The sequence below is a fragment of the Stenotrophomonas sp. TWI1149 genome, assembly GCF_039673155.1.
Classification (GTDB): Bacteria; Pseudomonadota; Gammaproteobacteria; order Xanthomonadales; family Xanthomonadaceae; genus Stenotrophomonas; species Stenotrophomonas maltophilia_AA.
On sequence record NZ_JBDJLB010000007.1, the window covers coordinates 125,014 to 139,981 of the forward strand.

Genomic DNA, 14,968 nt, shown 5'->3' on the forward strand with positions numbered 1-14,968 from the left:
CCTGTTCTCCCTCCTCCCCCCAAGGATTCCAATGACTTCCCGCAACCAATACGACATGCAGAACCCGCTGACCCAGTTCCCACAGCCGACCTACCCGGCCCAGGTTCAAACCCCGCCCGGCACTGTTCATGAGCTCAAGCCCGCGGCTGACCATGGCGAGAAAAGCTACGTGGGCCTAGGGCGCATGAAGGGTCGCAAGGCGCTGGTGACCGGCGCCGATTCCGGCATCGGCCGCGCAGTGGCCATTGCCTTCGCGCGCGAGGGCGCCGACGTGGCGCTGAACTACCTACCCGAAGAAGAAGACGACGCTGCCGAAGTGGTGGCGCTGATTGAAGCCGAAGGCCGCAAGGCGGTCGCCATCCCGGGTGACCTCCAGGACGAGCAGTTCTGCGGCGACTTGGTGGCGCAGGCGGTCAAGGCGCTGGGCGGGCTGGACGTGGTGGCCAACATCGCCGGCAAACAGTTGGCCGTGGAAAAGATCGAAGACCTCACCACCGAGCAATTCGACGCCACCTTCCGCACCAACGTGCACGCGCTGTTCTGGGTGTGCAAGGCTGCCCTGCCGCATTTGCCCGCCGGTGCGACCATCATCAACACCGCGTCCATCCAGGCCTATCAGCCATCGCCCAACCTGCTGGACTACGCCCCCACCAAGGCGGCGATCGTGAACTTCACCAAGGCCCTGGCCCAGCAGGTGGCCGAGCGCGGCATCCGCGTGAACGCGGTTGCTCCGGGTCCGATCTGGACGCCCTTGCAGCCGGCCGGCGGTCAACCGCCTGAGGCCATTCCGGAGTTCGGCTCGCAGACGCCGCTGAAGCGTGCGGGCCAGCCGGTGGAAATGGCGTCGGCCTACGTCCTGCTGGCCACCCAGGAGTCGAGCTACATCACCGGCGAGGTGATCGGTGCCACCGGCGGCATGCTGCTGCCGTGACCGCTGGCTCCAGCGATGCCGATAGCGTGCCTGCCGAGCGCGACGCGGACGGGTATGCGCCCATCCACTCCTACGCCGCCATTGGCGATGGGCGCTCCAGCGCGCTCATCGCGCCGGACGGCAGCATCGACTGGTGGTGCGCCCCCTGCATGGACGCACCGCCCTTGCTCGACCGCCTGCTCGATGCCCCGGCGGGCGGTCGCTTTGTGCTCCAAGCCCGCGACGTTCAGGAGGTGCAGCGGTGCTACCGCCACAATAGCAACGTTCTGGAGACTCACATCCGCACTGCCACCGGCCTGGCCCGGGTGACCGAGTCGCTCAACAGCGGCCCGGCCGGGCGGCTGCCTTGGTCCGAGCTGGCCCGCCGGTTGGAAGGCTTGGAGGGAGAGGTCACCATCGATCTGCTCTACCAGCCGGGCACCCGGGCTGGGGCCTGCACGCCCTGGATGAGCGATACCCAAACGGATGCGTCCATCACGCCGGCCCCGTGATGACGATGCTGCGCTATTCCGAACGCGTGCAGATCGGCAATTGCGATGACCGGGAACTCCGCGGCACCGTGACCCTTCGGCCCGGCGACCGGGAGATCATCGCGCTGCTCGCCTCTCAGGACGAAGTGCTCCCGGTTCCGCCTTTAGTGGATATCGATACCCGCATCGACCGCTCCGATCGGGAGTGGCGCCAGTGGGTGGACGACCTGCACTGCGACGCAAGCCGCCGCGCTGAAGTCATCCGATCGGCGCTGGCGCTCAAATTCCTTTGGTTCGCGCCCACCGGGGCCATCGCCGCGGCGGTGAGCGCTTCGCTGCCCGAGCGCATCGGCGGCGACAAGAACTGGGACTACCGCTACGCTTGGGTTCGCGATGCCGCATACGTCATCAAGACCTTCCTGCGCGTGGGTGCGCTGCCCGACGCCAAGGCCGGCTTCAGCTGGCTGATGACCACCATCGGTCGCCACCGTCCCGGGCTTGCGCCGTGCTACACCCTTCGCGGCGAGCGGGTCGAAAAGGAACGCTGCATCGACGTGCCGGGCTACCGCAACAGTCAACCGGTGCGCGTGGGTAATGCGGCCTCTGAGCAGTTGCAGACCTGCGCCTATGGTGACGTTTTGGAAATGGCGAGCCGGATGATCGAAGCCGGCCACATCCTCGACCCCACCACCGCCCGGCTCTTATTCGAACTGGCTGACGAATGCGCCGACAACTGGATGCGCAAGGACAGCGGCTTCTGGGAACTGGGCGACGCGCAGCACTACACGATGTCGAAGGTGGAATGCTGGATGGCGCTCCGCCGAGCCTGCGAGCTCGCCGAAGCTGGCCACATCACCACTGCCCGTCTGCCGCGCTGGCAGCGCGAGAAAGAGCGCATCCTGGACTGGATCGACGAGCACTGCTGGAATGAGGCAAAGCAGAGCTACGTGATGCATGCCGGCAGCGACCGGCTGGACGCGAGCCTGATGCTGGCGTCGCGCTTCGGCTTGGGCGAAGTGCGCCGGGAGCGTTTCATCGCTACTCGGGAGGCCATGCGGCGCGAACTATCAGATGAGAGCGGCGATCTGCTGTGGCGCTACAGCGGCATGCAGGACTGCGAAGGCACGTTCATCAGTTGCGCGTTTTGGATGGTGGAAGCCTACGGTCTGCTGGGGGAGGCAGAAGAAGCGGATCGCTTGTTCGGATCGTTGCTGGCCCGCGTCCAGAACGACGTGGGCCTTATGCCAGAGATGTGGGATCCCCAAGCCGATGAAGGGCTGGGCAATACGCCGCAGGGCCTGAGTCACTTGGCTTTGGTGCACGCCGCTTATGCGGTAGATGGCGACTAAGGCGGACGGCGGACGTCTCGAAATGCGGTCTGAGGGGTCCGAGCCCGTCATCGGCATCCCTATCCCAAGGGGCGGTGCAGCGTTGACGGAACAACGCTGCGTCCCTTCACGACAACCCCGTCACAGGTTTCCGGAGATGCTCTGGTCGGCCCCCCTGTTCAGGAGCAACGATGCCCACCTCAGCATCTTTTGTCATTCGCTCCTTTGACGCGAGCTATGCCTCTACTGGCGACGTAGAGCGAATCCTGGCGCTTACCGTCGAATGCAGCCATTGCAGCACGACCACCGCGTCAACCCGTGGCTCCCTGATAGAGCTTCCGGGCGGCGCGCTTTTCCGCTGCGGCCAGTGTGGCTCGCATCACGCCGTCAGCAACGCGCGGCTCTCGGCTTTTGGGGAGCCTTCCAAGCGTTCGGCGCAGCACCCTTTAGCACCGAGAATACCGCTCAGCCCAATGCTGCCGGTGTTCCATCGGGCTCTCGTCATCGAAACCAGATAACAGCCCACGGACGTCTTGGTCTTGACCTCGACGCCCGCCCTCACATTTCTGAGCTGCCCTTGGACGTCGCGTTCTTGTCCCCGTCGGACGGCGCGTCGGGTTCTTCTTTCCCTGCGTGAGCATGCCCACCGGTCGGGTCCTCGATCTGGATGACCTTCCCCTTCTGCCACGCATCCGCCCCTGCATCGATGGGGGGCGCGGCGATATCGGCACGACGCTTCCGCTTGTCCTCACTACTGACCCCGAGCCGGGCGTCACGGGCAGCGACCATGGCTGGATCCGCTTGGCCGTCTGCGGTGAACCCCATCATCAGCTGCGGCATGCCTCGGGGCAGGTCCTTGTCCAGGTCTGTGTGCCAGGTGTGCCAGGTCTTGCCATACGTGTGGATGAGCTTCTCCATCAGTTCATGCTCGGCGACCTCGGGAATCCCCGGCGCAATGAGCTGACCCGATTTCACCTCTTGAACATGGCTGTGCCACAGCGCCTTTTCCTGCTCAGGGAGGCCAGCAAACAGCTTCTCACTGATGATGTATTCCACACCCATCAGCTTGGCGTCTTTCACATTGCCGTCGTAGATCGTGCACTGGATGACATCCTCGTTGAGGATGGAGCAGTAGTGGTGAGCCTCCATTTGGACCTTCATCTGGCCGTTGTAGAAATGGAACCCGTCCAGATAGGCGTTGATGGCGTCGACCGGAGGCCGGTCCTGCAGCACGGCCGCCCCGGTCTCGAGCGCTTTGGTCTTCGCGGTTTCTTCGGCCCCGGGCGCTTGGACGCTGGACTCTGTGTTCCCGCCCCCACACGCAGACAGGGCAAGCGCGACGGCGACGCAAACGATGGATCGACGCATAGTGATTCCTCCTGAAAAGCGACGGCAGCTGGTGAGTGGGATCAGTCGTCCTGTGCCCACCGTGCCAAGTTCTGTTGGATTGATTCGATACCTTCCCAAGGATCCTTGCGCCTGCGTTTGAGCTTGGCGGGCACGTCCTTCATGGTGAAGCTATCGGCCCGGGTGAGCTTCGACAGCTCGCTCCACGCGATGGGCATTGCCACCGGCGCGCCGGGCCTGCCTCGCAAGGAATAGGACGCCACGGCAGTAGCCCCTCGGCCGTTGCGCAGGTAGTCGACGAAGATGCGTTTGTTGCGCAGGCTTTTGGTCGACGTAGCCAAGAATCGCTGCGGCTCGGACTGTGCCAAAGCGTCTGCGAACCCATGGGCGAACCGCTTGGTCAGATCCCAATCGCACCCGGGATTCAACGGCACCACCACGTGCAGACCCTTGCCACCGGACACCCGCAAGAAGGATTCCAACTCGAGTTGCTGAAGCAGCTTTCGGATGTCGGTCGCGGCCTTCTTGACCTCCGAGAATGGCACGTCCGGGCCGGGGTCTAGATCGAACACCACGCGATCGGCCCGGTCGGGGGAATCAGCGTGGCTGCCCCAAGGGTGGAACTCCAAGGCGTTGAACTGCACAAGCTCCAAGAGACTGGCAGCGTCTTCAACCACCAGGTAGTAGGCATTGATCCCACTGTCTTCCTTGAGCTTCACCGAACTGACCAACTCCAGACCCGCAGTGTGGTGTTTTTGGAAGAAGCACGGCCGGCCGGTCCCAGCTGGGCAGCGGATGATCGACAGTGGACGCCCAACGATCTCAGGCAGCAGATGGTCCATGACCGCGCTGTAGTAGTCCCACACATCCTGCTTGGTGGCCTTGATGTCGGGGAAGATCACCTTGGACGGGCTGGAGAGCTTTGGGGGAACCCGCTCTCCGGCATCCGCCCTGCCCTTTCTGTTCGTGGGTTTGACGGCAACACCGCGCTCGGGTTTGGTGACGGTTTGCGTCCCATGTTTGTTCGGCTTGGCAGATGTAGCACCCCCGCCGGAATCGTTGCTCCGATCCGAGTCATTCAGATCGGCCACGTCTTTATCGGGCCGCACCGCTTTCAGCGACGCTTGGCGCAGCAATTGTTGCCCGCCAATGCCTCGGTAGAAGACCTCGACGACAAACCGGGGCGCAAACCAGGTGGCGGCCCGCAAGTCGGTCTCTGTCGTTGGGACATGTGCGGTGGGCTTCTTCCCGCCGGCGGTGCCGATCAGCGCCGTCAGCTCCCCGATCAGGGTGTCCGAAAACCCCGAACCGACGCGCCCCACGTAGAGCCACCCATGCTTGGGGTCGGGCTTGGCCAGCAGCAACGATCCGAAACCGGTGCGGCTTCCTTTGGGTGCCGTGTAGCCGACCACGGCAAATTCGTCGCTGGCCAACTGCTTGGTCTTCTTCCAATCCTCGCCTCGGCCGCCGTGGTAGCCGCGATCTGCGCGCTTGGAGATGATGCCCTCGAAATGCTGCTCACCCGCCAAACGGTAGGCCGCCTCCCCATCGCCGGCGATGTGCGAGCTCATGGCCAAATGGGTCGGGGCGCCCTTCAGGACGTCTTCCAAAAGCGCCTTTCGTTCCAACAGCGGCGCATCCGCGATGTCCACGCCGTTGATACGCAGAAGGTCAAAGAGCGCATACGACAGCGCCCCCTGACGTTCACCAGATAGGGTGGCTTGAAGTAGGTTGAAGTCCTCCTTCGTCCCGCGCCCCGCGATCAACTCCCCGTCCAAGGCGGCGGATTTCAAACCGAGTGCAGCGACGGCATCACGTATCTCGGGAATCTTGTTGGTCCATTCCAACGCGTTTCGCGACCACAAGCGAACCTCGCCTTCCGCCGCCGTGGCCAGGATCCGGTAGCCGTCCCATTTGATCTCATGAACCCACTGATCGCCCTTGGGTGGCGAGTCGCCCAGCTTGGCCAACTGGGGTTCGAACGGGCCCTGGGGGGCCTCGGCCCTTTTACCACCGGTCAGCGCCAACGCCCTCTTGGCCCAATCCACGCGTCGAGCGGATTTTGCGACGGGGATCGCATTGAGCCGTTTCTTGTCCGGCTTCCCGCTGCCGGCCCGTTTGAGGTCTGCGGCGGAGGGCGCGGCGACATTGCCCAACAGGTCATCGGCCTCGACATGGCTGGCGTAGGCATCGTCCTCCTTGAAGAGGAGCCACTGCGGCTGGCGCGCCGGCTTGCCGGAGCGGACCAGGTGCCATCCGCCTTTGAGCTTGGATCCGAACAGTTCGAAGCGCAGATGTCCTTTGGCGAGTTGGGCCTCGGGATCCCCTTCGGTGGCCCAGACCCCGTGATCAAACTGGGCGACGTGGCCCCCACCATATTCGCCCTTGGGAATCTCGCCTTCGAAGCTGGCGTAGTCGACGGGATGGTCTTCCACCTCAACAGCCATCCGCTTGACCTTCGGGTCGTAGCTTGGCCCTTTGGGCACGGCCCAGCTCTTCAGCGCGTCACCAAGCTGGAGGCGGAAGTCGTAGTGACGACGGCTGGCATGATGCAACTGAACGACAAAGATGGCCCGCTGCCCGGCGGGTAGTGCCTTGCCGGGTTCGGGCTCTTTGGTCTTGCTAAAGCTGCGCTTGCGGCGATATTCGGTGAGGGACATGCCTCGCGCCCGTCACTTGCCCAGGTGCTTACGAACCGCCGCCGAGGTGGGGCCGACGGCCTTGACCGCTTCCCTTAGCTGGGCAGCCGTAATGTCCAATGTCTTGGTCCAATACTGGACCTCGTAATCTTCATTGACGTTGATTCGGTCGCGATCCGGGGAACCGGTCTTCTTCTTGTCGTCAGTCATGGCATCTACTCCCAGGCAAGTAGACTGTTTCTAGTCCCACCACCGTAGGCCCGCCGTGAACGGGAATCGCGCGCCCCTTCACAGATGAGGCTCAGCTCCGACACATCACCTACGCTGATGACTTAGCGACCTCGGACCTCGAAGCGTTTCTGGCCCTCATCGTCGGCCAGCACATTTGGACTCCACCGGGCTCTGGCTACGGCGGTCTTGGGTACTTATGATGAAAGCAATACTTAGGCCCGGGCTTCCCCCGCTTGCGCCACTAAACGCGAAATCTCTGGCATGCCAAATACTGGGCTGTTCTACAAATACTGGGCTGTTCTATCTGTTTGAAGTCAACGCGCAGCCAAGTCGGCCGGGTTCGGATGAGGAACCTATGGTGCTTAACGTTCAGGCTGAATGTCTTTCCTGCCACCGCGTCACCAATGCTACCCCCCCGCCGAGCCTCGTAAACATACCGGGTGGCGGGGCGGTGCTGGAGTGCCCTGCGTGCGGGAGCCGCCAGGCGATTTCGGCTGCTCGTTTCATGGAATTTTCGCAAAGATCAGCCGGCGGCCCTGCGTCCTCAGATCCACCGCAGCAGTGATCTAAGCTTCAACTGCTGCCTCGGGCTCGCGAGCCTGGACCAACGCGGATCCCTCGCGGTACTGGGACTTCCGCCCCGCCATTGGACCGGTCACCGCCCACAGGCCGGCCGCATTGCGCAAGATGCCCCATTCGGGACCGCCGAGCAGTTCCCTCGCGCGATGGGGTCGCCGTCCTGCCCTGTGGATAGCGTCCGCGACTGCCTCGACCTCCTCGGCAAACCACCGGCACCCATTTACACAAATCTCCACCGGTTGATCGAAAGGACCTGGGTAGCTGGGTGCAAGTTCTTGCAGGTGCAGGGCAGCCTCCCGCACGGTCAACTCTCGGAACGCAGGCTGGGCAGTCCAGTCACTCAAACGCCTCAATGCGCCGGCCATCATCCTCGGATCCTCCGCTGGCATGAGCCGGCAATCCTCGTTCTAAATGCGTGAAAACGGCGAAAGGACATTGTCAACGGCCCGCACACATCCCTTTTGCCGTAGCGTCCCCTCGAAAGCGTTCACTTCGGGTTTCCTACGATGCTGAAAGTCACCAATCCTCGACATTCGCGGTCGTAGGTTCTCTTCCACTCAACACGCATGAGTGGACCATGTCGAAACCGTTTTTTAGCAAAATTGCCTGTTCTGCTTCGCGCGCCTCGGGATCGTTGGGCGCCTTCGTAGCGGCCTTGGGTGTGGTTATTGTCTGGGCGAGCAGCGGACCGTTCTTCAGGTTCAACGACACGTGGCAGTTGGTCATCAATACCGGAACGACGATCGTGACCTTCTTGATGGTGTTTCTGATTCAGCACACCCAGAATGCCGACACCGCCGCCATCCACATCAAGCTGGATGAGCTGATCCGAGTGACCAGCAACGCCAACAACGAGTTGCTGAATCTGGAGGAGATGGACCAGGAGCGTCTGGAGGAAATCCGCCTTCGATACGAGCAGTTGGCCAAGACTGCGGCCCATCTCAAAGCGAAAAAAGACCTGTGCATGCCGTGCGCGCAAGAAGACGTTGCAGGCGTGTAGCAGGCCTTCACAGATTTGCGCACCAACCTAACGAGAGGGCGCTTAGCTTCAGGGCTCCACCCACCACCAACCCGGAGAACCATCATGGCGATCAAGACCGCTGAAGACCTGTTCATCCACGAACTGTCGGACATTTACAGCGCGGAGAAGCAGCTGACCAAGGCACTGCCGCGCCTCGCGCGAGCCGCCTCCAATCCGGACCTGGCCGCCGCCTTCGAAACTCACCTGGAAGAGACACAGGGTCAGATCGAACGCATCGACCAGGTTGTCGAGCTGCTGGGCATCCGTCTCAAGCGCATCAAGTGCGCCGCCATGGAGGGGTTGGTTGAGGAGGGTAAGGAAGCCATCGACAGTATCGAGGAAGGCCCGGTGCGGGATGCCGCCCTTATTGGCGGTGCACAGAAGGTCGAGCACTACGAAATCGCTTCCTACGGCACCATCGCGGCCCTCGCCAAGCAGTTGGGTTACAAGGACGCGCTCCCGCTCCTGCTGGAAACATTGGAAGAAGAAAAGGTAACCGACGAGAAGCTGACGCTCTTGGCCAAGTCCGGTGGTAACGCCAAGGCCGCGAAGGCCGCTTGAGGCGCATGGTTATGAGCAGAGACGAGAAAGATCTCCCTGTGCCCGGGGAGAAGGCCCGTAGCGAAACACCGGCTGAGGAGCATCACCGGAAGACCCAGACGGACAGGAACCACGAAGAGGCCTTGGAGGAGACGTTCCCCGCGAGTGACCCGATTTCGCCATTCGTTCCTGCCAAGCCGCCTGCTGCGGATGAAGGCGCCGCCAATCGTGCCACTGAGAACGCTGGCTACAACCAGCATGGGCATGGAAAGGGCGGTAAGGCGGGAGAGGCAGAGCCCGAAGGCGCGGGCGAGCGCGATGGAAAAACTCAGCCCAACTTTGGGCAAGGCAACACGTTGGGCAAAAAGCCAGGACTTAGTGGCTAAACCGGGGAGCGGCGTGGATCGCCGCTCCTTCACTGCAATTCGCTAGTCGCAGGACTACTGTCGAGACGTTCGTTCAACTGTAGGCAGTGTGGGCATGTGGAAGAGAAACGGTTTGTCGATCGTGCTTCTGGCTTTTCTCCTAGTCTTCTTGGGAGGCCAGATATGGACTGGCTTTTTGACCCACAACGAGGAACTCGCTGAAACGCACCGCGCTGCACTGAGCCTATTTGACTACCTGCATAGCGGCCATTTCTTCAGCGCAACCTTCGAAAACTGGGAAAGCGAGTTCCTTCAGATGGGCATGTATGTCCTGCTGACCGTCAGCCTCCGCCAGAAGGGTTCGGCCGAATCGCGCCCACTGGATGATGCGCAGGAGCAAGAGCGAGTTGAGCCGGGTCCCATGCCTTGGGCCGTTCGGAGAGGCGGGATTTGGAAAATGCTTTACGGTCACTCCTTGGCGATCGCATTCACGGCGTTGTTCCTGCTGAGCTTCTCGCTGCATCTTGCTGGCAGCTGGCGTGCGGAGGTCGATGAGCAGCTCGCGAAGGGATTGCCCGCTCCCACCTGCTGGGAACACCTGTGGAGCAGCAGCTTCTGGTTCGAATCCTTCCAGAACTGGCAGAGTGAGTTCTTGGCCGTGCTTGCCTTGGTTATCCTGACCATATTCCTTCGTCAGAAGGACTCACCGCAGTCCAAACCGCTGGCGGCGCCTCACAGCCAAACGGGCGATTGAGGGGCAAGAGCAGCTATGAATACACCCAGCCCAGCGCTCCTGATCATCGACATGTTTACGTTGTTCGACTTCCCAGAAGCCGGCCAGGTGAAGCCGAAGGCGCTGGAAGCCGCTCGGCACATCGCGACGCTCGCCCAGCGCTTCCGGGCGCTCGGCCATCCGGTCATCTACGCCAACGACAACTTCGCCAACTGGCAGATGGATTTCAAGGAGTTGGTGAGGCTGTGCTTGGCCACCGAGGGGGAGTCATCGGCGATCGCGAAGATCCTGGAACCGCAACGCGGTGACTATTTCGTGCTCAAACCCAAGCACTCCGCATTTCTCGCCACCCCACTGGCCGTGCTGCTTGCCAAGCTTGGCGTAAGGGAGCTCGTCGTTGCTGGAATGACGGCGGAGTCGTGTATCACGGCCACATGTTTCGATGGCAACGCCAGGGAATACGACACGATCGTGGTGCAGGAAGCGGTTGCCGGCATCGGCTCTCGAAAGACCACGGCACTCCGATTGCTTGAAGAGTCCAAGGCAGCAACCGTTCTTAAGCTTGCGAGCTACCTGCGCCGCCTTAGGGCTTAGGATGACTCCCGCCTAATGCACGCGGTTTGAACGAAGGGCATCGAAAGATTGAATAGCGATCGTGTGCGTGCGCGCCCTCCATTGAACGGAGGCGCGGCTGCTCTTTTGCTTTACGGCCCCAACAATGACGATGGCCCGACATCGAGCCGGGCCATCCTGGTTCAGGTCTGGGCGATCGGCAGCTGCTTATTCCTCTTCGTCCTGGCTGCCCTGCTGGCCGGAGCGCTCCCGTTTCTGATCCTGATCCTGTTGCTGCTGCTGACCCTGGCTGTCCCTCTCCTGCTGACCCTTTTGGGCCTGCTGGTTCTGCTGACCCTGCTGATTCTGGTTGCCCACGTCAGTTCTCCATTGACAGCATCGGCATTGATGCTGAGGACGAGGCTAGCCCAGCCTGGGTTACACGTCCGTTGAAACCCATCCACGTCCTCGAACGAAATCGCGACGTAGCTAAACAGTTCATTTGCTCGGCTGTCCGTCTGCACGGGTAGGCCGCGAGCCCAGCGTCGCACCTATTTCGTCAGACACCGCTGCGGGCAGCCAGGCCCGTGTTTGATGGGGGTGGGAGGCGTGTTGTAACCATCTCCGTCTCCTGAGAATTGCCACTGTCGGGCTGCAGCCTTTCTTGAACTGCGGCAAGCAGTCGGCTGACTCGGCGGGCAGCGCCTCCGATACTCGGTTCTTCGGCCTTGTCTTTGATATCAGCCTAGAGCAACGGCCACTGCTTCTCCAAGGTCCAGACATAAGCCCGCTGCTAGAACGGCACCTTGTACTGCTTTCGATCCTGGAACAGCTGTTGGATCGTCCAAGTCTGCAACTTCATTCCCGACTTCGATCATCCCCTGATAGTCCATTGTGCACAGTGTTAAGGGCGTTCTCGAGGGAATCCCATCCCACGAGCGTTAAAACCACGATCGGAGGCTTCTTCGAGGAAGTGCGTCCACCGCGCTATAAGCGGCTCTAATTCGGCCATCGACTCTCTGGGGCCACCTACCAGGAAGTACGGCATAAGATCTGCAATGGCCTTCTCGCCGAAGACCCGGAGAGCATCGTCGTCCAACTGGCTTAGGTAAGGATTAGCACGGTAGTTGGACCGCCAGCGCTGCTCGTTGGTCAGTGGCCCAGTTTGTTGCTCGGACTTTCGCCTCATCGGCAGATCCATCAAGAGCTTGGCGTCTGAGGTGAGTACGGGGCTGTTGTTAAAGATTCCCCACTGGGGGTTGAGAGAGGACAAGAACTCCTCAGCCCAAGAGAAGCGGTCAACTTTATCGCTTTCAATGATGATGCACGGCTGCGCTCCGCCGACCAGATGAGCCTCGGACAACATCCAAACGGCATCCACCGCCCAGGTGTCGGCTTGCCGCTGCTGCATGAGGCGACTGATCTCATTTCCCACGTCGATTGGATCCAACGACTCGACATCGGGGTTCAGCAGGACCAAGACGCCTAGAGCATCATCCAACTCCAGAAGCCGCTTAGTGTTTGCGATCTGCCCCTTGGCATCTCGAAATGCGGCCTCCACGGATCGCATGATCTTTTGACGAAGACGTCGCAGTTGCTCCTTCCCGTCTGGAAGGTGGGCAAGCACCTTGTGTGCAGCTGCCTGACCAAGAATTACTGGGAATTCGTCGCGCTTTCTCAGCGTCTCGAATGTGTTGTTGATCTTGTGCTGGGGGTCCCCTTGCAGGACCTTCAGTTCAACAATGACGGATCGAGATCGCCACAGGTAGTCCGCACGTTGGCCACCGCGGGTGTCCAGCTGCAGATCATCGATCGCCTCCGAGCCTTCGACCATTAAGGCGAAAGTATGAAATCGCGTCTCCATGTCGGAAGTGGCCATTCCTGTTTCCTATCCTTAAGCAATATTTCCTGTTGTCCGGCTACCTTCGTCGATTGCGTTTAGGTCCGGGGCTGAACTTCGAGTCCAACCCCTTCCGCTCGCCGGCCACATCCGGAAAGACCTCGACGATCTTGTCTGTGGCTGCTTCTAGAATACCGGCACTGATCAACATGGCAACGGCCAGGTACAGGCGATCGGGATCGCATTCCAAGCCCGTGCCTCGGCCGTTGGGCTCCATGCGCAGGAACGAAACGGGGTGGATGTGGGAATGCTGTGACCATAGGTCCCAGAGAATGTCAAAGCCAGCCTTGTCCATTCCTACTAGTTCTACCAACTGGGCCCGGTCTAGGAACCAGGCTTTCTTGCCGATTAGGCACTGAGCCTGTAAAGGAGGAGACAATCTCAGGAAAAATGGGATGGAGCGCAGGCGCGCTTGCAACTCATCGCGCTGCTGCTCGAACCACAACCGCTGTTGTTCGCTGCCGGCAAACATCTTCAATCGGCTGCAGCAGTCGTTGAGTTGAAGCAGCGTGACCCGCGCCCTGCCCTCGTCAAGGGTCTCGTCCGTCGGCTGCATGAAATAATGAAAGTACAAATTGCCTTCCAGCAGAGCGCGGGCATGGCAGGCTAGTACATTGAGCCCCCACTCCTGGTGATCGCTTCTAACCCAACGGGAATAAGGCATTGCTCGCACAGCAGCGACGCCATGCGAACACATACGTGCGAATAGATATGTCCCGTAACCCACACAAGGCGCGGCCATGCGCCCCGCTTGGGCTTGGCCTACGGCGCTGGCCTCGCACACCGCCTTATCAAGGCATTCGAGCGCCAACATGTAGTCTTCTCGCGTCGACGACCCCGCCGTCATCAGACGCTGGACGAGCGCTTCAACGTCAATCATGCAGCCGCGTTCCACGGTACCGCTTAGCTAGGTCAATGGCGCACAGTGGTGCGCCTTCCGGGTCCCTCCGAAGCGTGTTGAGCCTGAGATGTTGCTCAACCTCATCTGGGATCTTGGGCTCGCTCATGTAATTCCTTGACTGGTAGGTAGCTAATCCGACGCGTTGATTCGTCAATGTCCGCTCCCGGCCTTGGATTCAACCGGTCGACGCAACACACTGAAGACTGCTTACCGGCAGCAGGAGTGTTGCAGATGGAGCGCAGGCCAAGGATCTACTACAGCGACGCCCAGAAGGCTCTGATGTGGGAGCGATGGCGACGAGGCGAATCGCTGCACAAGATTGCAACTCTATTTGACCGTCACCATAGCTCGGTTCGCTCGGTTCTGTCCGAGTCCGGAGGTATCCAGCCAGTCCCACGCCGCCGATCAGAGCGCGTATTAAGCTTGGCGGAGCGTGAAGAAATCTCCCGGGGTGTGGCTGTTGGGAAGTCCATGCGTGCCATTGCGAGTTCGCTCGGACGGGCCCCGTCGACCATAAGTCGCGAGCTACACCGCAACGATGGGGTCAATGGCTATCGAGCGAATCTGGCTGATCAGCGTGCCTGGCAGCGTGCGCGACGCCCCAAGCTCTGTAAGCTCGGCTTGCATCGAGCGCTTGCGATGAGAGTGGCAGCAAAGCTGAAGCAGCAATGGTCACCACAGCAGGTGTCCGGTTGGTTGAAACGCACCAATCCTGAAGATACGAGCCGCCAGGTGTCTCACGAGACAATCTACCGAACGCTCTACATCCAGTCCCGAGGAGCCCTGAAGCAGGAGCTGTTGGCGCACCTACGGCGGACTCGTGCCATGCGCCGCTCACGGCATCACACACAGAAAACAGCTGATCACGGCAGGATCAAAGACACGATCTCCATCAGTGAGCGTCCGCCTTCGGTTGAGGACCGGGCAGTACCTGGCCACTGGGAGGGCGACCTGCTATTTGGTGACCGCGATAGCCAGATTGCGACGCTCGTGGAGCGCAAAACCCGTTACGTCATGCTGGTCAAAGTTGACGGAAAGGACTCTGAGACCGTGGTGAATGCGCTGATCAAAAGTGCCCGCCGCCTGCCTCGGGAACTGTACCGATCTCTGACTTGGGATCGCGGCAAAGAGATGGCGGCGCATCGCCGCTTTACGCTCGCCACCGACATCCAAGTCTACTTCTGCGACCCACACCATCCCTGGCAATGCGGCACCAATGAGAACACCAACGGACTACTGCGACAGTACTTCCCTAAGGGCGTCAGCCTTGCCAATATCTCTCAAGCTCAGCTTGATGCAGTTGCCCGCCAACTGAACGAGCGGCCCCGCAAGACGTTAGGCTACGAAACACCCGTCGAGCGATACCGACGAACCGTTGCGTCGATCGGTTGAATCCAAGGCCATAAGCGTGCAAATGACGCGGCATTGGCC

Annotated in this window: 12 protein-coding genes and 1 pseudogene; 8 read left to right on the forward strand and 5 right to left on the reverse strand. The window is 60.9% G+C overall.

The features are described 5' to 3' along the window. The first annotated feature begins 31 nt into the window (after window positions 1–31). Together ABE424_RS09965 and ABE424_RS09970 are read left to right on the forward strand one after the other, a co-directional pair. Complete coding sequence (locus ABE424_RS09965) at window positions 32–931, forward strand: SDR family oxidoreductase (RefSeq protein ID WP_346490683.1); 900 nt, start codon at window positions 32–34, stop codon at window positions 929–931. A 26-nt stretch (window positions 932–957) separates the two neighbouring features. After that, window positions 958–2,750, forward strand: a pseudogene (locus ABE424_RS09970) (glycoside hydrolase family 15 protein). Window positions 2,751–3,287: 537 nt separating this feature from the next. On the opposite strand, the gene ABE424_RS09975 reads toward ABE424_RS09970, so the two are convergent. From ABE424_RS09975 to ABE424_RS09985, 3 genes are read right to left on the reverse strand one after another with little or no spacing between them, the layout of a single operon-like run. Beyond that, window positions 3,288–4,097, reverse strand: coding sequence for an OBAP family protein (locus ABE424_RS09975; protein ID WP_346490682.1), 810 nt, complete (start codon window positions 4,095–4,097; stop codon window positions 3,288–3,290). A 41-nt stretch (window positions 4,098–4,138) separates the two neighbouring features. Continuing rightward, window positions 4,139–6,736 carry a DNA ligase D gene (ligD, locus tag ABE424_RS09980; RefSeq protein ID WP_346490681.1) on the reverse strand — a complete coding sequence of 866 codons (2,598 nt, stop codon included), beginning with the start codon at window positions 6,734–6,736 and terminating at the stop codon, window positions 4,139–4,141. 12 nt (window positions 6,737–6,748) lie between these two features. Further along, a complete protein-coding gene (locus ABE424_RS09985; protein WP_346490680.1) occupies window positions 6,749–6,925 on the reverse strand; it encodes a DUF3606 domain-containing protein in 177 nt (58 codons plus the stop codon). A 1,177-nt stretch (window positions 6,926–8,102) separates the two neighbouring features. Here ABE424_RS09985 and ABE424_RS09990 point away from each other — a divergent pair. The 5 genes from ABE424_RS09990 to ABE424_RS10010 all read left to right on the forward strand — a co-directional run bounded on the left by ABE424_RS09990 (window position 8,103) and on the right by ABE424_RS10010 (window position 11,189). Then, the gene (locus ABE424_RS09990; protein WP_282261711.1) at window positions 8,103–8,525 is read left to right on the forward strand and encodes a low affinity iron permease family protein; all 423 of its coding nucleotides are present in this window, start codon (window positions 8,103–8,105) and stop codon (window positions 8,523–8,525) included. Between the two features lie 84 nt (window positions 8,526–8,609). Beyond that, complete coding sequence (locus ABE424_RS09995; protein WP_346490679.1) at window positions 8,610–9,107, forward strand: ferritin-like domain-containing protein; 498 nt, start codon at window positions 8,610–8,612, stop codon at window positions 9,105–9,107. 459 nt (window positions 9,108–9,566) lie between these two features. Beyond that, window positions 9,567–10,205, forward strand: coding sequence for a DUF6766 family protein (locus ABE424_RS10000; RefSeq protein WP_282261714.1), 639 nt, complete (start codon window positions 9,567–9,569; stop codon window positions 10,203–10,205). 15 nt (window positions 10,206–10,220) lie between these two features. After that, window positions 10,221–10,778, forward strand: coding sequence for an isochorismatase family cysteine hydrolase (locus ABE424_RS10005; protein WP_346490678.1), 558 nt, complete (start codon window positions 10,221–10,223; stop codon window positions 10,776–10,778). Between the two features lie 48 nt (window positions 10,779–10,826). Continuing rightward, the gene (locus ABE424_RS10010) at window positions 10,827–11,189 is read left to right on the forward strand and encodes a hypothetical protein (RefSeq protein WP_346490677.1); all 363 of its coding nucleotides are present in this window, start codon (window positions 10,827–10,829) and stop codon (window positions 11,187–11,189) included. A 451-nt stretch (window positions 11,190–11,640) separates the two neighbouring features. Here the strand turns inward: ABE424_RS10010 and ABE424_RS10015 are convergent, their stop codons facing one another. Next, window positions 11,641–12,615: a hypothetical protein gene (locus ABE424_RS10015; protein WP_346490676.1), complete on the reverse strand. Its 975-nt coding sequence runs from the start codon at window positions 12,613–12,615 to the stop codon at window positions 11,641–11,643. Between the two features lie 40 nt (window positions 12,616–12,655). Then, on the reverse strand, window positions 12,656–13,516 hold the full coding sequence (locus tag ABE424_RS10020; RefSeq protein WP_346490675.1) for a hypothetical protein: 861 nt from the start codon (window positions 13,514–13,516) through the stop codon (window positions 12,656–12,658). Between the two features lie 252 nt (window positions 13,517–13,768). Here ABE424_RS10020 and ABE424_RS10025 point away from each other — a divergent pair, with 252 nt between their 5' ends. Then, window positions 13,769–14,929, forward strand: a complete 1,161-nt coding sequence (locus ABE424_RS10025) for an IS30 family transposase (RefSeq protein WP_346490758.1) — start codon at window positions 13,769–13,771, stop codon at window positions 14,927–14,929. Window positions 14,930–14,968: the final 39 nt, after the last annotated feature.

Bases quoted from the DNA above. Each gene is read 5' to 3' on its own strand.
- ABE424_RS09965 (WP_346490683.1), top strand. From the start codon at position 32: ATGACTTCCCGCAACCAATACGACATGCAGAACCCGCTGACCCAGTTC.
- ABE424_RS09975 (WP_346490682.1), bottom strand. From the start codon at position 4,097: ATGCGTCGATCCATCGTTTGCGTCGCCGTCGCGCTTGCCCTGTCTGCG.
- ligD (WP_346490681.1), bottom strand. From the start codon at position 6,736: ATGTCCCTCACCGAATATCGCCGCAAGCGCAGCTTTAGCAAGACCAAA.
- ABE424_RS09985 (WP_346490680.1), bottom strand. From the start codon at position 6,925: ATGACTGACGACAAGAAGAAGACCGGTTCCCCGGATCGCGACCGAATC.
- ABE424_RS09990 (WP_282261711.1), top strand. From the start codon at position 8,103: ATGTCGAAACCGTTTTTTAGCAAAATTGCCTGTTCTGCTTCGCGCGCC.
- ABE424_RS09995 (WP_346490679.1), top strand. From the start codon at position 8,610: ATGGCGATCAAGACCGCTGAAGACCTGTTCATCCACGAACTGTCGGAC.
- ABE424_RS10000 (WP_282261714.1), top strand. From the start codon at position 9,567: ATGTGGAAGAGAAACGGTTTGTCGATCGTGCTTCTGGCTTTTCTCCTA.
- ABE424_RS10005 (WP_346490678.1), top strand. From the start codon at position 10,221: ATGAATACACCCAGCCCAGCGCTCCTGATCATCGACATGTTTACGTTG.
- ABE424_RS10015 (WP_346490676.1), bottom strand. From the start codon at position 12,615: ATGGCCACTTCCGACATGGAGACGCGATTTCATACTTTCGCCTTAATG.
- ABE424_RS10020 (WP_346490675.1), bottom strand. From the start codon at position 13,516: ATGATTGACGTTGAAGCGCTCGTCCAGCGTCTGATGACGGCGGGGTCG.
- ABE424_RS10025 (WP_346490758.1), top strand. From the start codon at position 13,769: ATGGAGCGCAGGCCAAGGATCTACTACAGCGACGCCCAGAAGGCTCTG.